The following is a 23,051-nucleotide window of genomic DNA, read 5'->3' on the forward strand; positions in this document are numbered from 1 at the left end:
TCACTACATTGTGGCGGTGAGCAACCAGCAGAACGGCCATCCGGGCCAGCCGCCGTACGGTCAGCAGCCGCAGCAGCCGCCGTACGGGCCGCCGCAGCAGTACGGGCAGCCGCAGTACGGCCCGCAGTACGGCGGCTACCCGCCGCCTCCGCGCCGCTCGAGCAAGGCCGGCGTGATCGTGCTCAGCATCGTCGGCGCCTTGGTCCTCGTTGCCGGTGGCCTCTTCGCGGTCATCAGCTTCACCGGCGGCTCCGACGACAGCGCCGGCGACTCGACCCGGCCGGCCGCGCCCCAGCCCTCGAACGACGCGCCGACGTTGCCCACCGACAGCCCCACGACCGGCACGAGCCCCGACGCGCCGCCCAGCTCGCCGGCCGTCCCTCCGGCACGGACCGTCTGCAACGGCTGCTTTCCCGGCATCACGGTCAGCGGCCTCGTCGGCACGCTGAAGTCCAAGGGGTACGTCTGCACGGAGGACCGGGTCCTCGGCATCGAGTGCACCAAGGGCAAGCTCGAGGTCGGCATCGATCGCGACTACACCCAGAAGAACTTCGTTGAGAGCGTCGACGTCGGCGGCCGCGCGGGCGGTGCCGGCGAGTTCCCCCAGGGCCCAGGCCTGGCGTTCGCCACGCTGAAAGCCGGCCTGCCCGGCGTCCTGCCGCTGGTCATCAAGGACGCGGCGGTGCGGCAGCAGATCACCTCCTTCACCGCGCAGCACGCCGGCCAGGCCGACGGCGGTCCGGCGACGGTGAAGGACGCCAGGTTCGGCGGCTACCGGGTCTCGATCCACGGCGTGAGCGGCGCGACGATCCGCAAGAACGGCCGGTCGGCGTCCAGCTTCTCGACGTCGGTGAACATCTACGGCCCGTCCGACTACTGAGCTCTTCTACGTCGAAGCGCCCGGCCCCGGGGAGATCCGGGACCAGGCGCTTCGTCGTACGGGGTACTGCTACTTCACGGCACCCGCGGTGACGCCGGCGACGAAGTGGCGCTGGGCCAGCAGGAAGCCGATCACGACCGGGATGCTGACCACGAGGGCCGCGGCCATGATCTGGTTCCAGTAGACGTTGGTCTGCGTCGAGTACTGGCGCAGACCGACCGACAACGTCCGGTTGGCCTCGGTCGTCATCACCGACGCGAACAGCACCTCACCCCACGCGGTCATGAAGGAGTAGATGGCGACCGCGATCACCCCCGGCCGGGCGGCGGGCAGGACGACGCGCCACAGCGCGCCCATCGGGCCGCAGCCGTCGACCAGCGCGGCCTCGTCGAGCTCGCGCGGGATGCTGTCGAAGTACCCGGCCAGCATCCAGATCGAGAACGGCAGGCTGAAGGTCAGGTAGGTGATGATCAGCCCGAGCCGGGTGCCGACCAGCTGGACCCCGGTGGAGTTGTTGATGTTCACGAAGATCAGGAACAGCGGCAGCAGGAACAGCACGCCGGGGAACATCTGCGTCGACAGCACGGTGGTGCTGAACACCGTCCGGCCGCGGAAACGGAACCGCGACACCGCGAACGCGGCCAGGATCGCGATCGCGACCGAGAACGCCGTCGCGGCCACCGACACGATCGTGGAGTTCACGAAGTACCGGGCCAGCGGCACCGTGCGCCACATGTCCACGAACGGGTCGAGGGTGAGGTTCGACGGCCACCAGGTGAAGGCGCCCTGGACGTCGCTCAGCGGCTTCATCGACGACGTCACCATCACGTACAGCGGGACCAGTACGAACAGGCCGAGCACGGCCAGCACGACCGCCCGGTAGATCTTGAATCCCTTGGTGTCACGCACGACGCGACCTCCTTCCGGTGACGAGCAGGTAGGCGCCGGTGACGATCATCAGGAAGATCAGCAGCAGTACCGACATCGCGGCACCGGAGCCGAAGTTCCAGGTCAGGAACGACGCGTTGTAGATGTGGAAGGTGATCAGGTCACCCGCGGGCGGCTGCGCCGTACCGAACAGCACGTACGGGGTGTTGAAGTCGCTGAACGTCCACAGGAACAGCACCAGGACCAGCACCAGGTTGACCGGTCGCAGCGACGGCAGCGTGATGTGGCGCCACTGCCGGACCAAGCCCGCGCCGTCCACCGAGGCGGCCTCGTAGACGTCGTTCGGGATGCTCTGCAGTCCGGCCATCAGGGTCAGGAACGCGAACGTCCACAGCTTCCAGACCGCGACCGTGATCAGCGAGATCAAGGCGTTGCCGCCGATCAGCCAGAACGGCCGGTCCGAGGTCAGCCCGAGGTTGTCGACCAGGACGTGGTTCACCGCGCCGGTGTCGCGCTGGAGCATGAAATTCCAGGTCAGGATGCCGGCGTACGCGGGCAGCGCGTACGGGACCAGGAACAGGGTCCGGACGATGCTGCGGCCCTTGAACGCCGGCTGCAACGCGACCGCCGCGGCCATGCCCAGCGCCCAGGACAGGGCCAGTGTGACCGCGGAGAAGATGATGGTGACGCCGAACGACTTGAGCAGGCCCTCACCGACGGCGTTGTTGATGTCGACAGCCACCTTGTAGTTGTCGAACCCGGCCCAGGGGGCCGCCGACCAGTTGGCGATGAAGAACTTGGTCAGCTTGACGAAACTCATCCAGATGCCGACCAGCATCGGGATGATGTGGATCAGCAGTTCGAGCAGGACCGCGGGGGCGAGCAGCAGGTACGGCAGGCTCCGGCTCAGCCCGGGCCGGCGGTCCGGTCCACGCTTCTTCTTCGGGCGTGGGGTCGCGCCCGCGGTGACGGGCGTTTCGTGTGTGGCGACGGACATCCGGCGCCTCCTGTCTGTGGATCGCGGGGTCGACGGCGACGAAAGGTGGCCCGGGCAACGTTGCCCGGGCCACCGTTCGCGGGTCAGCTACTCGCCGCGACCTGGTCCTCGGCGGTCTTCAGGGCCGCCTTGACCTCGTCGGCGGTGACCGTGCCACCGGTCGCGATCTTGGCGAACATCGAGTTCATCGCCTTGCCGACGGTGCTCTCGTACTGGTCCTCGGCCGGCACCAGCGGCAGCGGCTTGGACTTGGTGTTGTAGATGTCGGAGAAGGTCGCCGCCTCGGCCGCGTCGGAGGTGAAGGCCGGCTTGGCGTCCTTCAGCACCGGCAGCGACGCGAACGGCTTGCCCAGCGTGGTCTGGGTCGGCGCGTCGGTCATGTACTTGACGAACTTCAGCGCCGCGTCCTTGTTCTTGGTGGTCTTGAAGATCGACAGGTTGATGCCGGCCACGTGGCTGGCCACCTGCTCGCCGCCGGCCGGCGCCGGGAACGGCACGACGCCGTACTCGCCGGGCTTCATGCCGTTGGCAACGATCGAGGAGTTGGCGTTGTTCTGGTTGATCACCATCGCGACCTTCTTGGTCGCGAAGTCGTTCACCGCCTTGGTGCCGTTGTCGTACTGCGCGTTCGACGGGTTGGCGACCTTGTCCTTCTGCATCAGGTCGAGGTACCGCAGCACACCCTGCACGTTGCCGTCACTGGTGAAGGTCGGCTTGCCCTCGGCGTTGAACCACTCGGACTTGTTCTGCGCGGCGTTGATGAACGCGAAGTGCACGTTCTCGGTGTAGCTGCCGGCCGCCAGCGCCATGCCCCACTGGTTCTTGGCCGGGTTGGTCAGCTTCTTGGCCGCGGCGACCATCTCTTCCCAGGTCTTCGGCGGCTGCAGGCCGGCCTGCTGGAACATCGCCTTGTTGTAGTACAGGCCGTAGGCCAGACCGTAGAGCGGGACCGAGGTCGGGTCGGTGCCTTCCTTGCCGCCGGTCGCCAGAGCCGTCGGCACGAACTTGTCCTTGCCTCCGATCGCGGTCATCGCGTCGCCGTCGAACGGCAGGAACGCGTCGGTCGCCTGCAGCGAGGCGGCCCACGTGTTGCCGATGTTGACGACGTCGGGCGCCTGGCCGGAGGTGATCGCGGTCTGGATCCGGGTCTGCAGGTCGTTCCAGCCGATCACCTCCAGGTTGACCTTCACGCCGGTCTCCTGGGTGAACTTCTCCAGTACCGGGGTCAGGACCTGCTTGTCGTTGTCCAGGCTGGTGCCCTGGTTGCTGGCCCAGTAGGTCAGCGTGGCGTCTCCACCGCCACCACCGCCGGAGGAATCACCGGAGTCGCTGCCACCACAGGCGGCCAAGCTGATTCCCAAGGCGGACACCGCTACTGCGGCTACAAGCGAACGCAGTCTCACGTCGGACTCCCTCGTCCCATCGAGCCTCCGGCAGGGAAGCAGAGGCTGGTCCGGCCCATAGTGGCCTAACCGGTTAAGTTCGTAAACCCGAACCGGTTCAGTCAAGCCTGCTTCGTTACTGCTATGTGACCTGAGCGGAACCGTGTGCGGGTAATTGGCAGCTTCGCGCACGAGTGCGCACACCGCGGTTGCGGCGGTGTTGCGGTTTCGAACTAGTGCGGGGCTCGGGCGCTGGACTCCCGCGGCCGCAGTACCCCGGCCGGTGCCTGCACATGCAGCTCGGAGCCACCGGCCGCGATCCGGAAGAGCAGGTCGGCCGCGGCCCGGCCGCGTTCCATCGTCTGCTGGTCGACCGCGGTGATGCCCGGCCGGGCAAGCTCGCACAGCGGCGAGTCGTCCCACGCCACGATCGACAGCTCGTCCGGTACGACGGTGCCGAGCTCGGTGGCGACCCGGAGCGCCGCGACGGCCATCAGGTCGTTGCCGAGGACCAGTGCGGTCGGCCGGTCGCTGTCGGTGAGTATCTGGCGGGTGATGTCCGCGCCGTCCTCGTACCGGTAGCTGCCCTCGTAGTGCCGGACGCGGACGCCACGGCGTACGGCGTGCTCCTGGAACAGCTGGACCCGCAGCTGCTCGTGCACGAAGTGGAACGGGCCGCTGACGTGGGCGATGTCCCGATGGCCCAGCGCGACCAGGTGGTCCAGCAGCAGAGTCACGGTCTCGTCCGGCGAGCTGATCAGCCGGCCGACGCCGTCCGTCGGCGCGTTGGAACTGACCACGACGCTGGGAACGCCGAGCTCCTTCAGCAGCGCGATGCGCGGGTCCTGCTGGTGCTCGTCGAACAGGATGAACCCGTCCACCCGGCCCTGCCGGCTCCAGCGCCGCAGGACGTCCAGGTCCTCGCCGTGCTCGCCGGTGAGCCGCAGCAGCAGGGAGGAGTCGACCTCGTTCAGGTACTGCTCGATGCCGACCAGCGTGCGCATGTAGAACGCTTCGGTGGAGATCAGCGCGGGGTCGCGTGCGATCACGATGCCGATCGTCCGGGTCCGGCTCGCGGACAGCGCGACGGCGGCCGAGTTCGGGTGGAAGCCGAGCTCCTCGGCGAGCTCGAGCACGCGCCGGCGGGTCTCCTCGCTGACGCCGGACCGGCCGTTCAGCGCGTAGGAGACTGAGGCCTTCGAGATGTCCAGGCGGCGGGCAAGATCGGTGATCGTGACCCGGCGGCCCGGGCGCACGGCACCGCCGGCCGGGGTCTCGTCCGCGGTCTGCTCGCCGCCCAAGGACCCGGTCTCGGTCATCTGTGTCTCCCGCCCCGCATGTCCCGGAGAGTAGCAGCGCGTCTCAGCGACCGGCCGTCGTACAGCGCCGGTCCCGAGTTGCGGATAGCGTTATCCCATGGTCGATCGTCTGGATTTCCTGCCCTGGGAGTACGCCCGTCGTGCCACCGCCGAGCAGCGTGCTGAGCAGGCCGAACGGCACCAGGCGCTGGGTGGCGAGGTCGAGCTCGCCGACGACGTGTACGTCGCCTCGTCGGCAGCGGTCTTCTGTGACGAACTCCGCATGGGGGAGCGGTCCTACCTGGCCGCGCACAGCTACGTGACCGGCGAGATCAGCATCGGCTCGGACTCCACGGTCAACCCGTACGCCGTGGTCCGCGGCAAGGTCAGCATCGGCGACGGGGTCCGGATCGGCGCGCACACCTCGCTGCTGGCCTTCAACCATGGCTCGGACCGGACCGACCAGCCGATCTTCCGCCAGCCGCACACCGCCCGCGGCATCACCGTCGGCGACGACGTCTGGATCGGCTCGAACGCGATCGTCCTGGACGGCGTCACGATCGGCCCGCACAGCATCATCGGTGCCGGTGCGGTGGTCACCAAGGATGTGCCCGCGTGGTCGGTGGCCGCGGGGAACCCGGCGCGGGTCCTCCGCGACCGCCGGGCTGCGAACTCCGCGCCTGCCGCCGGCCCCACGCCTGCCGCCGGGCCCACGCCCGTCACCGCTCCCGCGCCCGTCACCGCTCCCGCGCCCGTCACCGGTCCCGCGCCCGCCACGAGTGTGGCGCCCGCCACTGCCCCGATCTCCGCGAGTCTTGATCTCTCGGAACGCCTGGCGGCCTTCGCCGCTCGGGCCCGCGACCAGGTCGGCGACCTGCTCAACCGGTGTTTCGACGGTGAACGCTTCGTCGACCGCCCCGGCATCGCCGCCGAACCCGCGATCCGCCCGTGGTGCGACGCGATCGAGATCTCCGACCTGCTCGTCCGCCGTACCCCCGACGGCCACACTGCCGACGACCTCGTCCGCCGGCTCCGCTCCCGCCAGGATCCGGCGACCGGCCTGGTCGCTCCCGGCGATCTGGCGGCGGACGACAAACCCGACTTCACCGGCCTGTCGGTGCTGCAGGGTCCGGCCAGCTACCACATCCTCTGCGTCGGCTACGCCCTCCAGGTCCTCGGCAGCAGCTTCGAACACCCCATCGCCCTGCCGCCGGACCTGCCCGCGAAGCTCGATGCATTGCCGTGGGCAAGGAACTCCTGGAGCGCCGGCAGCGGACTCGATGCCCTGGGCACCGCGATGGCCCGGAACATCCTTGATCACAACGAAGATCCGGGCGACACCTTCTTCACCACCTTCGGCTGGCTGACCGCCCGGGCCGACCCGAAGACCGGTGCCTGGGGCAGGCATCACCCCGACGACGGCTGGCTCCAGGTCGTCAACGGGTTCTACCGGCTGACCCGCGGCACCTACGCCCAGTTCGGCCTGCCGCTGCCGTACCCGGAGCAGGCGATCAAGACCGTGCTCACCCATGCCCAGGACCGCGCGGTCTTCACCGGCGACGGCTACAACGCCTGCAACGTACTCGACGTCATCCACCCGCTCTGGCTGGCCGGCAAGCAGACGTCGTACGGGCGCGCCGAAGGCGAGCGCTGGGCCGCGGACGTCCTGGACGGCCTCCTGAACCGGTGGGTGGACGGCCAGGGCTTCGCCTTCGCTCCGGACGGCAGCGACGACCGGTCGATCCCGGGCCTGCAGGGCACTGAGATGTGGCTGTCCGTCGTCTGGCTGCTCGCCGACTACCTCGGTACTGCGGAGTCCCTCGGCTACAAGCCCCGCGGCGTACACCGGCCCGACCCGCTCGTCACGCCGCCCGGAGGCCATCTACTAGCCTGAGCCGGTGGACCCCCGGACCCGACGGCTCGTCACCTCTGTCGTACTGCTGGCTCTTGTCGCCATCGTGGTGATCGCCGCCCTCGTCGGCTGACGCGCTACTCTGGCGCGCCATGAGCACCCCGACGCGGTCGCCGTACCTGCTGCGGGTGGGGCTGGTCCGTAACGTCCGCAGCGGCGAGCACCTGACGACGTTCGTGGTGTCCGGGGTGGCGACCGTGCTGATCACCCGGCTGATCCTCGGGCTCAGCGGCTACCCGCAGATCGGTGGCAAGGGCCTGCACATCGCGCACGTCCTGCCCGGTGGGCTGCTGATGCTGGTGGCCATCGTCCTGCTGCTCGCGTACGTCGGTCCGGTGGTCCGGCCCGCGGCGGCGCTGATCGGCGGGGTCGGGTTCGGCCTGTTCATCGACGAGGTCGGCAAGTTCGTCACCTCCGACAACAACTACTTCTACCAACCCACCGCCGCGATCGTGTACGTCGTGTTCGTGCTGATCGTGCTGGGCAGCCGGTTCGTCACCACCCGGCGGCCGATCGACCCGCGCGAGCAGTTGGCCAATGTGGTCGACCATGCCGTCGAGGGAGTCGCCGGTGGGCTGTCCCGACGCCGGTTGGCTCAGGCGTCGGAGCAACTGCGCGAGGTTTCGCCGCAGGTTGCTGGTCGCCGGGAGACCCGGGCCCTGCTCGCCGCGGTCGAGCCGGACGAGGTGGAGCTGGCCGCGCCGGTCGACGCGGCCTGGCGGGCGCTGAAGCGAGGCTTCGATCGGCTGTCGACGCATCCGCTCGCGCCTCGCGTTGCGGTCGGCGTACTGGCTCTGCAGGCGTTGCTGGCTCCGGCGATCGCGGCCGGGATCCGTTTCGACAGGGGGCAGTTGCTGACCGACTTTCCCGTGCTGGGGGTTGTCGCGGGAAGCGTGCTGTCGGCCACCTTCACGGTGCGCGGCTGGCTGCGGCTGCGGGTCGGTGACCGGGCTCGTGCGGTGCGGCTGTTCGAGCTCGCCGTACTGGTGTCGCTGCTGGTGACTCAGGTGTTCCAGTTCGCCGGGACGCAGTTCGCCGCGGTCGGTGGGATGTTGCTCGACCTGGTGCTGCTCGGTCTGCTCGGGGCGGAGCGGGACCGGCTGCGGCGCGAGGCCGAGCCCAGTGTCACTGCGGCGGCGACGAAGCTGTTGCCGCCTCTTCCGGACGGTCCCCGGTTCCCGGAGGACCCGAACGACCCCGTCTAGGCTGCCGGCCGCCCCAGTTCTCGCCGTGCCCGAAGACCAGCGGGGACATGGTGGCGACGAAGTAGATGGCACCGGCTGTCACCAGTGCGGGCGCCAGACCGATCGCTGCGATCATCGCGCCGGCCACCACACCACCCAGCGGTACGCCGGTCCAGGCCAGGGCGTCGCCGAGCGAGTTCACCCGGCCCAGGAGCGGGCGCGGGATGCGCTCGATGAACAGTGCGCCGAGGACCGGGTTGATGAAGCCGGCGCCGACGCCGGCGACTGCCGCCACCGCGGTCACTGCCCACAGGGGTGAGTCGAACGCCATGACCAGGAACCGCGGTGCTCCGCAGATCAGAAAGGCGACGGTGAACACCAGTTTGCGGGGGAGCTTGTCGCCGATCGCCGAGGCGAGTGCGGCGAACAGGGTGGCCGTCACGCTGAAGGCGCCCAGGATCAGGCTGATCTCGGTTGGGCCGTACCCGTGGTCCCTGATCCAGACCGGCAGCATCACCGCGGCGTACGCCATGTCGAACAGGTTGGTGACCGCGATCATGATCACCAGCGGCAGGAGCAGCCGGTCGCCGCGGAGGAACCGCCAGCCCTCGTGCAGCCGCTGCCGGTAGCTGCCTTCGTCGTCCTGCTCGCCCTTGGTCCGCTGGTGGGCGGAGGGAATCCAGCGGCGGATCAGGAGTGCGCAGAGACCGAACGACGCCGCATCGATCCACAGGGCGTTGACCGCACCGACCAGTGCGATGAGCGCACCGGCGACACCGAAGGCGATCAGGCCGGCCAGGCGTTCGGTGGTGCTCTCCAGGCCGGTGACTCGTTCCAGCGGGACCTTGGCCGCCGTGGCGATGTCGGGGACGAGCGTGCCCTTCGCCGCATCACCGGGTCCGCGGAGTGCGCCCGCGACCGCGACAACCGCGAGCAGCAAGGGAAAGCTCAGCAGGTGCAAGGTGTGCAGCAGCGGGACCAGCGCAACCACGAACATGCTGGCGGTGTCGGCGAGCACACTGATCCGCTTCGGCCCGACCCGGTCGATCAGCGGACCGCCGACCGCCTTGCACACCACCAGCGGCAGCATCTCGGCCAGCGCGACCAGACCGGTCTTGACCGGCGAGCCGGTCGTCGTCAGCACGAACCAGGGAATGGCGATCGTGCTCAGCCGGGTCCCGCAGATCGACACCACGTTCGCGACGAGGAAGGCCACCAGCGGCGCCCGGTACGGCGTACTGGAGGGCGGTGCGGGGCTCATTCGTGCTCCCAGGTGAAGGCCTGGATCTGGACGGTGACCTTCTGGGTGCCCTCAGGCGCCGGCTGGGTCAGGTCGGTCTTGTACTTGTCGAACACGGCCATCACTTCGCTGGTCAGCGCGGTCAGCTGCTCCGGGGTCAGGTGGAAGGCCCAGTCGGACAGCAGGGTCGCCTCCCGCCACTCCGGGTCGAGCGTCTGCCAGCCGTCGATCGCGCGGAACATGTTCTCGGCGTAGGTCTGGCCGATGCCGTGCAGGAAGCCGAGGGTGAGCTCGGGCTCGGTCTGCAGCAGCGCGGCGGCGTCGAACTCGGTGCCCTGGTGGGAGGCCTTCCACCAGCGGTCGCGGGCGTTGCCGCGGCTCTCGTCCTCCTCCACCAGACCGACCTCGGCCAGTTGGCGCAGGTGGTAGCTCGTGGCGCCGGTGTTGACGCCGAGCCGGCCGGCCAGGGTCGTGGCGGTCTGCGGGCCGTGGATCCGCAGCAGGCCGACGATCCGGTTGCGCATCGGGTGCGCGAGGGCGCGCAGGATCCGTCCGTCCAGGTGAACGATCTCGTCTCCGGTCATGCGAGTCACCCTAGGACTGCACAATCGGTTTGCAAAGGGGTTTTGCAAAAACTGTTTGCAGTCGGTTGTCCACAGCTTTGGAACTCGGCTCCGCGCGGGGCCGCGATCCCGGCACCTTGTCCGTGACAGGGGAAACCCGAGACGGTCCGACCGAGGCCGGCGGCTCCCCGGAACTGGAGGCTGGACCATGCTGCGGGTGATGCTCGAGGACGCCGACTACTGCGACGTCCCGGCCGATCTGATGACGTTCGACGACGGGGTGGTCGTCTTCTGGCGCGACGGCGAGGAGGTCGGCCGCCATCGCCAAGCCCGGATCCGCTCGCTGGAGCTGATCGCCTCGCGTTCGATGACCCGCCGGATCGAGGAGGCCCGCAAGGCCCACCCCAACGCGTTCCGCGTCTGGACCCAGGAGCAGGAGGACCTGCTCACCAAGATGTGGCACGAGAAGGCCACCCTCGACGAGCTCGTCACCGCGCTGGGCCGCCAGCCCGGCGGGATCGCCACCCGGCTCAGAGCCTTGGGCCTGCTCGGCGAGGACGAGAAGATTACCTGACCGGCCCTTCGACGGGTCCGTCGGTCACGCAGCTGCCCGGTGCTGACAGCAGCCCGTGACCGCCTGTCGGGAGCGACCCGGCGAAGGGCCCGCAGACACTCCGGACGAGACCCTTTTGTGATGCAAGGAGGTGGTCGGCGACAATGGCGCGATGCAAGCGGAGCTGGAGCCGGAATCGAGGCCGGACATGAACCCGGAGGGGACCGACGACGAGTCGGGTCCACTCGGGGCGGTCCGCGCTGCCCTGCTCTCCTCGCAGAGTCTGGTTCGCGCGATCGGATCGGGCCGTCGCCGGGGTGCCGAAGCGCCGACGTACCACCGGGTGGAGATCCGGTACGTCGACCTCAAGGCCGGGCGGCACCTGCAGATCGCGGAGTTCGACGAGCGGCAGTCGCACACCCGGAACGCCCCGGCCGACAGTGCCGAGGCAGAAGAGGTCGTCGACGAGCTGCTGCGCGCGCCGTACGGGAACTGGCATGTCGAGACGACCGGTGAGACGCTCCGGCTGCGGTACACCAAGAAGGGCAAGCTGCTGCTGCACCGCGAGCAGGAGACGCGCGAGCAGTGGACCGACCACGACCGGACCAAGCAGCGGGTGCTGGACCCGGCCGCGCCGTTCCTGGTCGAGCTCGGGATCAGCGACCACCACGGCCGGGTGAAGCCGTCGCGGCAGTCGAAGTACAAGCAGATCGAGGAGTTCTGCAAGCTGCTCGCGCCGGCGCTCGACGAGGCGATCGCGGCAGGCCGGATCGCGACCGGACGGCCGTTGCAGGTGGTCGACCTGGGCTGCGGCAATGCCTACCTGACGCTCGCGGCGTACCACCTGCTGACGGCGACCGGCCACGACGTGCGGATGACCGGCATCGATCACAACCCGGCAGCTCGTGCGCGGAACACCAAGCGGGTGGCCGCTCTGGGGTGGCAGGATCACCTGCGGTTCGTCGACGCGACCATTGCCGACGCGCAGCTGGACGTGCGGCCGGACGTCGTACTCGCGCTGCACGCCTGTGACACCGCGACCGACGACGCGCTGGCTCGTGCGGTCGGGTGGGAGGCGCCGCTGGTGCTCGCGGCACCTTGCTGCCACCACGACATCCAGAAGCAGCTGAAGAGCGTCGAACCACCGGCGCCGTACGGCGCGCTGACGAGATATGGCATCGTTCGGGAGCGGCTCGCCGACATGTTGACGGACTCGTTGCGTGCGGCGGTGTTGCGCCAGGTCGGCTACCGGGTGGAGGTCGTGCAGTTCGTGGACAGTGAGCACACGCCACGCAACCTGTTGCTCCGCGCCGCCCGGACCGGAGCGACCGCGGGACCCGAGGTCCGGGCGGAGTACGAGGAACTCGTCGGCGCGTGGCAGGTCACCCCGCGCCTGGCGACGCTGGTTCAGGAACTCGACCGCGAGGCGGTGTCGTGAGCTTGCTGCGCACAGTCCTGACCGTGACGGCGGCATCGCTGCTCAGCCTCACCGGCGCCGCCCTTCCCGCGGGTGCCATACCGACCTCCGCCACCACCGGCGCTGCCGGGCTGGTCGGCGCCGAGCGCGCGGCAGATCCGCCGCCGGCCCCAAAGAGGCGGTTCACGATCCGCGACGACCGGGTGGACGACTCCTCCGGTCTGGCCAGGAGCCAGAAGTACGAAGGCATCTGGTGGACGGTGAACGACGCCGGCGAGAACGCCGTGGTGCACGGCATCGACGCCACCGGCAAGGTCCGGGTGGAGCTCGGGCTGAAGGCGACGGTGAAGGACGTCGAGGCGATTTCGGTCGACCGCAACGGCACGATCTACGTCGCCGACATCGGCGACAACAAGAAGAACCGCGACATGATCGAGGTCTACACGATCCCCGAGCCGTCCGCGCTCGAGGACGAGTCGGCGGTGCGGCCCCGCCGCTACGACTTCGAGTATCCCGACGGCGCGCACGACGCCGAGACGATGCTGATCGATCCCGGCACCGGCCGGCTGTTCTTCGTCACCAAGGTCGCCTCGGGCAAGTCCGGCATCTACGCCGCCCCCGAGCAGGCCTCGCGGGAAGGCACCAACGAGCTGACCAAGATCGCCGACGGCCCCGCCGGGGTGACCGACGGCGTCTTCCTGCCCGACGGCAGCCAGGTCGTCCTGCGCAGCCTCACCGACCTCGCCACCATGGAGTGGGGCGACGAGCCCAACGTGATCGCCCGGACCGCCACCCCGAGCGCCCAGGGCGACGCGGTCGGCCTCAGCGACTCCGGCGACTCGGTACTCATCGGCAGCAAGACCTCCGCCGTCTACGACATCGCCGTCCCCAGCCGCAAACCGGCCGCCGCCCCCACCAGCCCCAAAGCAACCCCGGCCCCCGCCGCCGCCTCGGACTCCGGCGAGACCAAGAAGAACCACAACCTCCGCTGGATCATCGTCGGCGCCGCCCTGTTCGCCATCCTGATCACCTTCCTCACCTTCCCGCCCGGCCGCCGCGAACGCCTCGACCGCATGGCCGAAAACGCCCGCCTCACCGGCCAGCCCCCACCAGACCCCCACGGCCGCCGCCGCGCGGCCTGAGCACGCACCCGACCTGCCAGCGCGGCCAGCGGGCAGGGTTCCGTCCGTGCGGGTGAGCGTCCCGATCGACCAGGTCCACCCGACGCCCGCCGGCTGCTCTCCCGAACCAACCGGCAGGTGCCCTTCGACGCGGGGCCACGTGGAGTTGCGTCGTCCGCAATCCCCAGTCGGGTTCAGAGGTACTGCGCCTCGCCGTGGCCGAACGACCAGTCGGGGTCGCTGTTCTCCGTGGCGGTGATCAGGACGTTGCGTGGGTCTGTACCGGCGTACTCGTGGATCAGTTCCGCGATCCGCCGGTACATCGCCTGCTTCACCTCGGCCGATCGTCCGGCGCGCAGGGTGACGGCGACGAAGACGATGTCGTCGTCCCGTTCGATGCCGAGGAAGTTCCCGTACCGCAGCGTGCTGGTGGTGCCGTCGTGGCTGGTCAGCACTTGGAACAGGTCGTCGGGCGGGATGTCGATCGTCTCGACCAGAGCGTCGTGCACCGCCCGACCCAGCGCGGCGAGACGATCGGGATCAGCCCGGAGAGCGTCGATGCGGACCAGAGGCATGCCGACATACTAGTAGGTACAGCGGTTCGGCGACGTGATTATCAACGTGCTGCCGGCGACGCGATCGCGAGGACAGCACACCGATCGCCGGGTCGGCCTCGGAGTCGCTCTCGTCCGCGTTGTTTCAGGCCGTCGTGGGTTCGCCGCGGACCGCGGCCTGGTACGCGGCGAGAGCTTCGGGGTCGTCGACGCTGCCGTGGTGGTGGAACTGCAGCCAGCGGCCCTCGTGGTAGCGCAGGTACCGCGTGGTGCGGAAGGTGATCGGTACCGCGGGACCGTCGTCGACGGCGTACTCGGCGGTCTCGCGGCCGGCGAAGACAGCGTGGTCGGCGCCGAGGTACTCGACGATGTCGCCGAAGGTAACGGTCAGCCGAACGCGGCCGTGGAAGACCTTGTCGTAGAGGTCGGCGATCGCTTCGGTGCCGCGCAGGATGCCGCCGACCGGGTTGTTGAGCTGCGCGAGTGGATCGGCGGGCCAGACGCGGACCAGGGTGTCGAGGTCGCGCTGGTTGAGGGCGGCGTAGAACGTCTCCAGCGCGGCGAGGGCGCCGGTTCGCCCGGCGTCGGTGGTCTCGTCGAAGCGGACGCGGGCGTCAGGGCCGAAGGTGTCGATCAGCAGGTCGGGCATCTGGTTCTCCTCGGTCGGAGTGTTCGAAGTTGGAGTGTTCACAGGGGCCTCCAACTGTCGTACGTCCAGAAGCGGCGAATTCTTCCCGAACTAGTCGCCCTCGGCGCACATCCGTCGGCCTGCTCGACTTGTCCGCCAAGGCCGACGGCGCGACCGGACAGCACGAAGCCCCCGCCCAGAAGAGGCGGGGGCTTCGGGAGGAGTCAGCGCAGGGCGTCGACGGTGAAGTCGATGGCCTGGGTCAGCTTCTCGACGTCGTCGGGGTCGACGGCCGGGAACATCGCGACCCGGAGCTGGTTGCGGCCGAGCTTGCGGTAGGGCTCGGTGTCGACGATGCCGTTGGCGCGCAGGGTCTTGGCGACCGCGGCGGCGTCGATGGAGTCGTCGAGGTCGATGGTGCCGATCACCAGCGAGCGGGCGTCCGGGTCCTCGACGTACGGCGTCGCGTAGTCGGACTTCTCGGCCCAGGTGTAGAGCCGGTTGCTGGAGTCGGTGGTGCGGGCGACGCTCCACTCCAGGCCGCCCTGGCTGTTGATCCAGTCGGTCTGCTCGGCCATCAGGAACAGCGTGGCCAGCGACGGCGTGTTGTACGTCTGGTTCTTGCTGGAGTTGTCGATCGCGGTGGCCAGGTCCAGGAACGCCGGGATCCAGCGGCCGCTCGCGGTGATCTCCTCGACTCGGGCCAGCGCGGCCGGGGACAGGATCGCGATCCACAGACCACCGTCGGAGGCGAAGCACTTCTGCGGCGCGAAGTAGTAGGCGTCGACCTCGTTCAGGTCGACCGGGAGGCCGCCGGCGCCGGAGGTGGCGTCGATCGCGACCAGCGCGCCCTCGTCGGCGCCCTCGACCCGCTTGACCGGCGCCATCACGCCGGTGGAGGTCTCGTTGTGCGGCCAGGCGTACAGGTCCACGCCGGCTTCGGCGACCGCGACCGGCCGGGTGCCCGGGTCGACCTTGATCACCGACGGCTCACCCAGGTGCGGCGCCTGCTGGGAGGCCTTGGCGAACTTCGAGGAGAACTCACCGAAGCTCAGGTGCTGGCTCTTCTCCCGGATCAGCGCGAAGGTCGCGATGTCCCAGAACGCGGTCGAACCGCCGTTGCCGAGCACGACCTGGTACCCGTCGGGCAGCTGGAACAGGTCGGCGACGCCGTCCTGGACGCGCTTGACCAGGTTCTTCACCGGGGCCTGGCGGTGCGAGGTGCCGAGCAGCTTGGCGCCTTCGGTCGCGAGCGCGGCGACGGCTTCCGGACGGACCTTCGACGGCCCGGCGCCGAACCGGCCGTCGGCGGGCTTGAGCTCTGCGGGGATGACAATGTCGCTGGTCACCAGCGGTGTCCCTTCGTCGTCTGGCTGGTTCCTCGCCGACGACGCTGTCAGCACTCTCCAGTGTTCCACACCCGCGACACGCCCCTCCACCCACCCCGGATCGCGGACACCGTCGGCGAAGACATCGCGGACACCGGCGCGAAGACACGGAAGAACACCGTGGCTGCGAGCCGCCGGACCTAGAGTTGCTGGATGGTGTTCTTCGGTGGGCTGCTGGGTTTGCTCGGGCTGGTGACGTTGCTGGTCCGGGACGCCGACGTGGTCGGGATTCCGGCGGTCGGGTTCGGCGTGGGGCTGCTGCTCGTGGGTGCGGCGGTGGCCGGGCTCGGGATGTGGCGCAAGGCGGCGGTCCGTCGCCGGCGTCGGGAGCGGGGCGAACCGGAGCCGGTCGGTGACGTCTTCGAGCGGGCCCGCGCGTTGCCCCGGCTGATCCGGGCAGCGCGCCGCGGAGACTACCCGGGGCTCCCGACGAGCCGGATGGCGCTGTGGGGCTTCGCGGTGCTCTACCTGGTCTCGCCGATCGACGTACTGCCCGAGCTGCTGCCGATCATCGGGATCGCCGACGACGCCGGGGTCGCGGCCTGGCTGTTCACCAGTGTGTCGACGGCGGCCGGCCTCTACCTGCGCCACGAGCGCGACCAGCAGAGGCCGATCCGGCCCTGACCTACTCGTGCTTGCGGGTGACCGAGTGCGTCCCCGTCAGTACGGCGACCGGCCCGTCCGCCGTCTCGACCCATTCGCCGCACGCGCCGCCACCCTCGGCGACGCCCAGCTCCAGCGGCGTACCGTCCATCCGCAGCGCTGGGTGGTAGTACTCCGCGACCTGCTCGGCCTCGCCCTGGATGTAGTGGCCGATCAGCGCCCGCCGGAAGCGATCGGTGGTCACGTTCGGCGCGCTCCCGTGCACCAGGGCGCCGTGGAAGAACAGCACGTCCCCAGGCTCCATCTCCACCGGTACGGCGGCGTCCGGCCTCGGCAGCGGCACAGTGATGTCGGTGAAGCTGACCTTCGTGTCCGCCTTCTCCGTGCACAGGATCGGCCACCGGTGACTGCCCGGGACGACCTCCAGACACCCGTTCGCCTGGTCGACCGGATCGAGCGCCATCCAGGCCGCGATGCACGTGCCCGGCTCGGCCTTCAGGTAGAAGTTGTCCTGGTGCAGCGCCTGTCCGCGGGATCCGGCGGGCTTGAAATAGAGCATCGTCTGGACGGCGTACGGCGACCGTCCGAGGATCGTGGTCATCACCTCGTCGAGCCGCGCGTCGATCAGCCAGCGCAGCGACACCTCGTCCCAGCGATGCATCTGAGCCATCCGCGGGTACCGCTTCAGCGGGTCCCGGCTGCCGGCCTGCACGCCGACCAGGTCCTCGGCGTACCGGTCGCGCTTGCGCAGCACCATGTAGTGCTCGCGCAGCCGCTCGGCTTCGGAGGTGCTGAACAGTCCGCGCACCAGCGTGTAGCCGTCGCGCTCGAACTCGTCCTTGAACGAAACGCTCATCCCAACTCCCTTCGGTGCCTCTAGTCTGTAAGTCGACAAGACGACCGGCGACGGACGATCGACGCAAGGGGTTGAACTTTTGACGCACCCCATCGGATTGACCGGCAGGGTCCGCCTGTTGTCCCCGCCCACGTTCTGGCGGTGCGAGCCGAGCTGGACGTGGGTGTCGCGACCGCTCGCGGACCACCTGCTGTGGTGCGTGCTGGACGGAATCGGCCGGCTGGAGCTCAACGGTCAGGTCAAGGAGTTGACGCCAGGGACGTGCGCGGTCTTCGCACCCGGCGACGCACCGACCGCGGGCCACGACCCGAAGCGGCGGCTGCTGGTCTTCGGCATGCACTTCGAGCCGGTCCGCAGGGCCTGGCGTACGGCGGACGTCGTCCCCGGGTCGCGCTGGGGCGAAGTGCAGGACCGGGTGTTGCTGGGAGCGCTCGCGAAGGCGGCGGACGCGGCGTACCGGCGGCAGGACGCACTGGGGGACAGGCAAACAGAACTTTGCCTGGAGCAACTACTCGCCACGGTGTGGGAAGCCGCGCACGACAAGGGCAGGACAGCGGGCGACCAGGTGATCGACGAGGTGGCGCAGGCGATTCGGCAGGACCCGGGCCGGGACTGGTCGGTCGGCGGGCTGGCCCGGGACGCGGCCCTGTCCCGGGCGCAGTTCACCCGCCGGTTCGTGGCGCGGCACGGCAGTACGCCGGCGCAGTACGTGATCCAGGCGCGGATCGACCGGGCGCATCAGCTGCTCACGGAGTCCGGCATGACCGTGACTCAAACCGCGGCCGCGCTCGGCTACACCGACGTGCCGTATTTCAGCCGGCAGTACAAACAACGCACCGGCCGGTCGCCGAGCGACGACCGGCCGGTGCGGTGACGAGCAGGCCTCAGGCCCAGGCGTCGTTCCAGCCCTCGATCGAGGTGGCCGGGCGGGTCGCCGGTCCGGAGTAGACCGCGGACGGACGGATCAGCCGGCCGGTGCGCTTCTGCTCCAGCACGTGAGCGCTCCAGCCCGCCGTCCGGGCGCAGGTGAACATCGAGGTGAACATGTGCGGCGGCACCTCGGCGAAGTCGAGCACGATCGCGGCCCAGAACTCCACGTTGGTCTCCAGCACCCGGTCCGGGCGGCGTTCGCGCAGCTCGGTGAGCGCGGCCTGCTCGAGCGCCTCGGCGACCTCGTAGCGCGGAGCGTCCAGCTCACGCGCGGTCCGGCGCAGCACGCGGGCGCGCGGGTCCTCGGCCCGGTAGACCCGGTGGCCGAAGCCCATCAGCCGCTCGCCGGCGTCCAGCAGCCCCTTCACGTACGACCGGGCGTCGCCGCTCTTCTCGACGCCCTCGATCATCGTCAGTACCCGGGCCGGCGCACCGCCGTGCAGCGGGCCGGACATCGCGCCGACCGCACCGGACAGCGCCGCGGCGACGTCGGCGCCGGTGGACGCGATCACCCGGGCGGTGAAGGTCGAGGCGTTCATGCCGTGCTCGGCCGCGGAGGTCCAGTACGCGTCGACGGCCTTGACGTGCTTGGGGTCGGGCTCGCCGCGCCAGCGGATCATGAACCGCTCGGTGATCGTCGTCGCCTTGTCCACCTCGCGCTGCGGGACCATCGGCTGACCGATACCGCGGGCGGCCTGCGCGACGTACGACAGCGCCATCACCGCGGCGCGGGACAGGTCGTCGCGGGTCTGGACGTCGTCGATGTCGTACAGCGGCCGCAGTCCCCAGGCCGGGGCGAGCATCGCCAGCGCGGACTGGACGTCGACCCGGACGTCGCCGGTGTGCACCGGCAGCGGGAACGGCTCGGCCGGCGGCAGGCCCGGCGTGAACGCGCCGTCGACCAGCAGGCCCCAGACGTTCTCGAACGGCACCCGGCCGACCAGATCCTCGATGTCGACGCCGCGGTAGCGCAGGGCCGACCCCTCCTTGTCCGGCTCGGCGATCTGAGTGTCGAACGCGACGACTCCCTCGAGACCGTGCTGAACTTCGGTTTTCGGATCTGACATCAGCCTGTGACTCCCTTGTCCTCGTTAGGCGCTCCGGCAGCATAGTTCGCCGCCTCGCCCAGCGGACAGACCTGTGACACGTTCGGCCTCTACGCTCGGGCAATGGGGAACCCGAAGGCATTGGCCGGTCTCGTCGTCGGTGTCGTGGTGGGCTGGCTGGCGGTGGCGCTCACCGCGTACGCCGGGACGCAGCTCTACACCCGGCGGCTCCAGCGGTTCGACACCGATCAGTCCGCGACACTGCCCTACTTGGTGGCGCTGATCGCGATCGGGCTGGTGCTGGGTTTGCTGATGTCGGTCAGCTCCATCGGTTCGGGCGTGATGACCGGCGTGGGCCTGCTGATGACGGTCGTCGGCGTGGCGCTGCAGGTGCTGCCGATCAGGACGACGATCGACGCGGTCAAGCTGTTCGAGCTGCCGGGGCAGAACACCCGTGGGCTCATCCTGCTGATGGACGGCGCCTTGGTGGTCGTCGGTGTTCTGCTGCTGGTGGCGGGCGCACGGCGAATGGTTGCCGAGTCGCGGCGGTCGATGCCCCCGTACTACCTCGACAGCCGGGCGCAGCCGGGGTTGTACCCGCATCAGCCGAGCCAGCACTCCCAGCAGCCGGCGCACTACCCCCAGCAGCCCGGCCAGATCTGGCCGGGCCCGCCGCAGCCGCCGGGGCGTCCCGGCCCGCAGGACCGCCCGCACTAGTCTCAGCAGTGTGGAACTAGCAGAGATGCGGCAGACCTACGGGCTCGGTGAGCTGCTCGAGTCGCAGGTGGACGCCGACCCGATCAAGCAGTTCGGGCTCTGGCTCGCGCAGGCGACCGAAGCCGGGCTGACCGAGCCCAACGCGATGGTGATCGCCACCGTCAACGCCGACGGCCGCCCGTCCGCCCGGACCGTGCTGCTGAAGGGGCTCGACGAGCGGGGCTTCGTCTTCTACACCAACCAGCAGTCCCGCAAGGCCGACGACCTCGCGGCCAATCCGGCCTGCGCGCTGGTCTTCCCGTGGCACGCGATGGAACGCCAGGTCCGCGTCGAGGGCACCGCGACCAAGCTGCCCTCCGAGGAAGTCGACGCGTACTTCGCCGGCCGCCCCCGCGGCTCGCAGCTCGGCGCCTGGGCCTCCCAGCAGTCGCAGCCGATCGAGTCCCGCGAGGAGTTGGACCTGCAGTACGCGTCGTACGATCGGCAGTGGCCGGAAGGTACCGAGATCGCCACGCCGTACTTTTGGGGCGGCTACCGGATCGAGCCGACCGCCTTCGAGTTCTGGCAGGGCCGAGTCGGCCGCCTGCACGACCGACTGGCCTATCGGCGCAACGAGCACGGCTGGAAGCTGGTCCGGCTCCAGCCCTGACTCAATGCGCTGACTCCACCAGCTCCTTCTTCCGCTCGGCCGGCTCCTCGCGGAAGCCGTGCCGCTGCCACCAGCGGGCCATCGGCGCGGGAGCCCACCAGTTGGCTCGGCCGAGCAGGCGCATGGTGGCCGGGACGAGCAGGGCGCGGACGACGGTGGCGTCCAGGAAGATCGCGATCACCAGACCGACGCCGATCATCTTGACGAACACGATGCCCGAGGTGGCGAACGCGGCGACCACGATGATCAGCAGCAGTGCGGCGCTGGTGATGATGCCGCCGGTGCGTTGCAGGCCGAGCGCGACCGCCTGCGTGTTGTCACCGGTGCGGTCGTACTCCTCGCGGATCCGGCTCAGCAGGAAGACTTCGTAGTCCATCGACAGCCCGAACAGTACGGCGAACAGCAGCACCGGGTTGGTGGCGTCCAGGAAGCCCGCGGGGGTGAAGTCGAGCAGCCCTGACAGGTTGCCGTCCTGGAAGATCCAGACCATCGCGCCGAACGACGCCGACAGCGACAGCACGTTCATCAGCAGCGCCTTGGCCGGTAGCACCAGGGAGCCGAAGGCAACGAACAGCAGGACGAACGTGACCAGCACGATGAACCCGGCCATCCACGGCGCCCGCTCCGCCAGCACGTGCAGCAGATCGAGCAGCGCGGCCGTCTCGCCGCCGACCTCGACCGACGTCCCCGGCGGTGCGGCCACCGCCCGGACTCCCTCCACCACGTCGCGCGCCGGCAGCTCCTGCGCGGTGTAGTGCGTGTGCACGATCACCGACGCGACCCCGTCCGCATACCCTCCGACGCGAACAGCTTCCACATCCTTCACCTGCTGCAGCTCACCGACGTAGCCAGCCAGCGCCGCAGCCGCATCAGCAGGCGGTGAAGCGAACCGCACAGCCACCAGTACGTCGGACCCGCCCGCCCCCGCGAAGTCGCGCTGCAACGTCTCGGTCACCTCGCGGCTGGCCGCGCCGTCCGGCAACGCCCGGTGATCCACGCCGCCCAACTGCGCCTGCAGGAAGGGAATCCCGAGCAGCAGCATCAGCGGTACCAGCACCACGACGTACCGGATCGGCCGGCGCATCACGTTCTGCGCCAGCCGGTACCAAGCGCCGTGCCCGGAGCCACCACCGACGTGACGGCGAAAGCCCGGCAGCCGCAGCTTGTCGACCCGATGCCCGAGCACACCGAGCAGCGCGGGCAGTGCGGTGAGCGCGGCAACCATTGCCACCGCCACGGCCGCCGCGCCGCCGTACGCCATCGAGCGCAGGAACATCACCGGGAACAGCACCAGGCTCGAGATCGCCACCCCCACGGTGATTCCGGAGAACGCGACCGTGCGGCCCGCCGTGCTCATCGTCCGGACCAGCGCCGCCTCGACGTCGTCGCCGGCCGCCAGCTGCTCGCGGAACCGGGTCACCACGAACAACGCGTAGTCGGTGGCCAGCCCGAAGCCGATCATCGTCACGATGTTGATCGAGAAGACCGACACGTCGGTGACCAGGCTCAGCCCGCGCAGCACCACGAAGGCGCCGAGGATCGCCAGCCCGCCGACGAACAACGGCAGGCTCGCCGCGACCAGCCCACCGAACACCACGACCAGCAGTACCAGCACGATCGGCAGCGAGATGGTCTCGGCCTGCACGATGTCGTGCTCGGTCTGCGTGTTCACCTCGTCGAAGACCGCGATCTCACCGCCGACCTGCACGTCCAGTCCGGCCGGTGCCGCGCGGACCGCGTCCGCGATCCGGTGGTACGACGCGAGCCGCTGCTCGGGATCGGCCCCGGCCAGCGTCAGTACGGCGTACGTCGTGCGCTGGTCGTCGGCCACGAAGGCGGGGGAGCGGGTCGTCCAGTACGTCGCGCCGGCCACGACGTCCTCGCGCGGCAACCCGTTCAGGTGGTTCTCCACGCTGCGCCGGTACGCCGGATCGGCGACCGTCCGGTCGTCGCTGCGGTACAGCACGATCACGTCGCTCCCGGTCCGGCCGACGCTCTGCTCGATCGTGCGCACCGCCCGGGCCGCCTCGGTGTCGGGGGCCTCGAACCCGCCGTTGGCCAGCGATCCGAACACCCCCGTGCCCCAGACCAGGGCGGCCAGCACGAACACACCGGTGACGGCGAGGACCAGGCGGCGGCGCCGATACGTGAACCGGCCGAGCGTCTCGAACACGAACCCCTCCCAAGGGCGTAACCTGAACAGTGGTCGCTGGAGTGAACACCGTTAACAGTTAACGGTGTTCAC

General features: G+C 69.6%; 22 protein-coding genes. 10 read left to right on the forward strand and 12 right to left on the reverse strand.

Going from position 1 to position 23,051, the window contains the following annotated elements; all coding sequences use genetic code 11:
• Positions 1 to 16: 16 nt before the first annotated feature.
• Entirely contained in the window at positions 17 to 880 is an 864-nt protein-coding gene (locus tag BWI15_RS15105; protein ID WP_077015054.1) for a hypothetical protein, read from the forward strand.
• Positions 881 to 949: 69 nt separating this feature from the next.
• Here BWI15_RS15105 and BWI15_RS15110 read toward each other — a convergent pair whose 3' ends face one another.
• The 4 genes from BWI15_RS15110 to BWI15_RS15125 form a co-directional block, all read right to left on the reverse strand.
• On the reverse strand, positions 950 to 1,789 hold the full coding sequence (locus BWI15_RS15110) for a carbohydrate ABC transporter permease (protein WP_077015055.1): 840 nt from the start codon (positions 1,787 to 1,789) through the stop codon (positions 950 to 952).
• The gene (locus tag BWI15_RS15115) at positions 1,782 to 2,765 is read right to left on the reverse strand and encodes a carbohydrate ABC transporter permease (RefSeq protein ID WP_077015056.1); all 984 of its coding nucleotides are present in this window, start codon (positions 2,763 to 2,765) and stop codon (positions 1,782 to 1,784) included. Before BWI15_RS15115 ends, BWI15_RS15110 begins: the two co-directional genes overlap by 8 nt.
• A gap of 83 nt (positions 2,766 to 2,848) precedes the next feature.
• Positions 2,849 to 4,135 (reverse strand): ABC transporter substrate-binding protein, encoded by a 1,287-nt coding sequence (locus tag BWI15_RS15120; RefSeq protein ID WP_237771369.1) that lies wholly within the window; start codon positions 4,133 to 4,135, stop codon positions 2,849 to 2,851.
• 245 nt (positions 4,136 to 4,380) lie between these two features.
• Entirely contained in the window at positions 4,381 to 5,466 is a 1,086-nt protein-coding gene (locus tag BWI15_RS15125) for a LacI family DNA-binding transcriptional regulator (protein WP_083750783.1), read from the reverse strand.
• 97 nt (positions 5,467 to 5,563) lie between these two features.
• Between BWI15_RS15125 and BWI15_RS15130 the strand changes: the two genes are divergently transcribed.
• Positions 5,564 to 7,339: an acyltransferase gene (locus BWI15_RS15130; RefSeq protein WP_077015058.1), complete on the forward strand. Its 1,776-nt coding sequence runs from the start codon at positions 5,564 to 5,566 to the stop codon at positions 7,337 to 7,339.
• A 110-nt stretch (positions 7,340 to 7,449) separates the two neighbouring features.
• A complete protein-coding gene (locus tag BWI15_RS15135) occupies positions 7,450 to 8,562 on the forward strand; it encodes a hypothetical protein (protein ID WP_077015059.1) in 1,113 nt (370 codons plus the stop codon).
• Here the strand turns inward: BWI15_RS15135 and BWI15_RS15140 are convergent.
• Together BWI15_RS15140 and BWI15_RS15145 are read right to left on the reverse strand one after the other, a co-directional pair.
• Positions 8,483 to 9,802 (reverse strand): MFS transporter, encoded by a 1,320-nt coding sequence (locus BWI15_RS15140; protein ID WP_077015060.1) that lies wholly within the window; start codon positions 9,800 to 9,802, stop codon positions 8,483 to 8,485. The two genes, BWI15_RS15135 and BWI15_RS15140, sit on opposite strands and share 80 nt — an antisense overlap.
• The gene (locus BWI15_RS15145; RefSeq protein WP_077015061.1) at positions 9,799 to 10,365 is read right to left on the reverse strand and encodes an ArsR/SmtB family transcription factor; all 567 of its coding nucleotides are present in this window, start codon (positions 10,363 to 10,365) and stop codon (positions 9,799 to 9,801) included. Before BWI15_RS15145 ends, BWI15_RS15140 begins: the two co-directional genes overlap by 4 nt.
• A 187-nt stretch (positions 10,366 to 10,552) precedes the next feature.
• Between BWI15_RS15145 and BWI15_RS15150 the strand changes: the two genes are divergently transcribed.
• The 3 genes from BWI15_RS15150 to BWI15_RS15160 all read left to right on the forward strand — a co-directional run bounded on the left by BWI15_RS15150 (position 10,553) and on the right by BWI15_RS15160 (position 13,456).
• Entirely contained in the window at positions 10,553 to 10,918 is a 366-nt protein-coding gene (locus BWI15_RS15150; RefSeq protein WP_077015062.1) for a hypothetical protein, read from the forward strand.
• A gap of 151 nt (positions 10,919 to 11,069) precedes the next feature.
• Positions 11,070 to 12,335: a class I SAM-dependent methyltransferase gene (locus BWI15_RS15155; RefSeq protein WP_330359532.1), complete on the forward strand. Its 1,266-nt coding sequence runs from the start codon at positions 11,070 to 11,072 to the stop codon at positions 12,333 to 12,335.
• The gene (locus BWI15_RS15160; protein WP_077015063.1) at positions 12,332 to 13,456 is read left to right on the forward strand and encodes a hypothetical protein; all 1,125 of its coding nucleotides are present in this window, start codon (positions 12,332 to 12,334) and stop codon (positions 13,454 to 13,456) included. The genes BWI15_RS15155 and BWI15_RS15160 overlap by 4 nt, the downstream gene beginning before the upstream one ends.
• A 173-nt stretch (positions 13,457 to 13,629) precedes the next feature.
• Here BWI15_RS15160 and BWI15_RS15165 read toward each other — a convergent pair whose 3' ends face one another.
• From BWI15_RS15165 to serC, 3 genes are all read right to left on the reverse strand, one after another.
• Positions 13,630 to 14,010 carry a tautomerase family protein gene (locus BWI15_RS15165; RefSeq protein ID WP_077015064.1) on the reverse strand — a complete coding sequence of 127 codons (381 nt, stop codon included), beginning with the start codon at positions 14,008 to 14,010 and terminating at the stop codon, positions 13,630 to 13,632.
• A gap of 124 nt (positions 14,011 to 14,134) precedes the next feature.
• Positions 14,135 to 14,638 carry a YybH family protein gene (locus BWI15_RS15170; RefSeq protein WP_077015065.1) on the reverse strand — a complete coding sequence of 168 codons (504 nt, stop codon included), beginning with the start codon at positions 14,636 to 14,638 and terminating at the stop codon, positions 14,135 to 14,137.
• 203 nt (positions 14,639 to 14,841) lie between these two features.
• Positions 14,842 to 15,966 (reverse strand): phosphoserine transaminase, encoded by a 1,125-nt coding sequence (gene serC, locus BWI15_RS15175; protein WP_077015066.1) that lies wholly within the window; start codon positions 15,964 to 15,966, stop codon positions 14,842 to 14,844.
• A gap of 192 nt (positions 15,967 to 16,158) precedes the next feature.
• On the opposite strand from serC, the gene BWI15_RS15180 reads away from it, so the two are divergent.
• Positions 16,159 to 16,629 carry a YkvA family protein gene (locus tag BWI15_RS15180; protein WP_077015067.1) on the forward strand — a complete coding sequence of 157 codons (471 nt, stop codon included), beginning with the start codon at positions 16,159 to 16,161 and terminating at the stop codon, positions 16,627 to 16,629.
• A gap of 1 nt (position 16,630) precedes the next feature.
• On the opposite strand, the gene BWI15_RS15185 is transcribed toward BWI15_RS15180, so the two are convergent.
• The gene (locus BWI15_RS15185; protein WP_077015068.1) at positions 16,631 to 17,464 is read right to left on the reverse strand and encodes a phytanoyl-CoA dioxygenase family protein; all 834 of its coding nucleotides are present in this window, start codon (positions 17,462 to 17,464) and stop codon (positions 16,631 to 16,633) included.
• Positions 17,465 to 17,627: 163 nt separating this feature from the next.
• On the opposite strand from BWI15_RS15185, the gene BWI15_RS15190 reads away from it, so the two are divergent.
• Positions 17,628 to 18,338, forward strand: a complete 711-nt coding sequence (locus BWI15_RS15190) for a helix-turn-helix domain-containing protein (RefSeq protein ID WP_237771293.1) — start codon at positions 17,628 to 17,630, stop codon at positions 18,336 to 18,338.
• Between the two features lie 10 nt (positions 18,339 to 18,348).
• Here BWI15_RS15190 and BWI15_RS15195 read toward each other — a convergent pair whose 3' ends face one another.
• Positions 18,349 to 19,461, reverse strand: a complete 1,113-nt coding sequence (locus tag BWI15_RS15195; protein ID WP_077015070.1) for a citrate synthase 2 — start codon at positions 19,459 to 19,461, stop codon at positions 18,349 to 18,351.
• A gap of 102 nt (positions 19,462 to 19,563) precedes the next feature.
• Between BWI15_RS15195 and BWI15_RS15200 the strand changes: the two genes are divergently transcribed.
• Positions 19,564 to 20,157: a hypothetical protein gene (locus tag BWI15_RS15200; protein ID WP_143465615.1), complete on the forward strand. Its 594-nt coding sequence runs from the start codon at positions 19,564 to 19,566 to the stop codon at positions 20,155 to 20,157.
• A gap of 25 nt (positions 20,158 to 20,182) precedes the next feature.
• Positions 20,183 to 20,806, forward strand: a complete 624-nt coding sequence (gene pdxH / locus BWI15_RS15205; protein WP_143465719.1) for a pyridoxamine 5'-phosphate oxidase — start codon at positions 20,183 to 20,185, stop codon at positions 20,804 to 20,806.
• Position 20,807: 1 nt separating this feature from the next.
• Here the strand turns inward: pdxH and BWI15_RS15210 are convergent, their stop codons facing one another.
• On the reverse strand, positions 20,808 to 22,979 hold the full coding sequence (locus BWI15_RS15210; RefSeq protein WP_077015073.1) for an MMPL family transporter: 2,172 nt from the start codon (positions 22,977 to 22,979) through the stop codon (positions 20,808 to 20,810).
• Positions 22,980 to 23,051 lie beyond the last annotated feature (72 nt).

It is taken from the genome of Kribbella sp. ALI-6-A (assembly GCF_001984195.1).
GTDB lineage: Bacteria > Actinomycetota > Actinomycetes > Propionibacteriales > Kribbellaceae > Kribbella.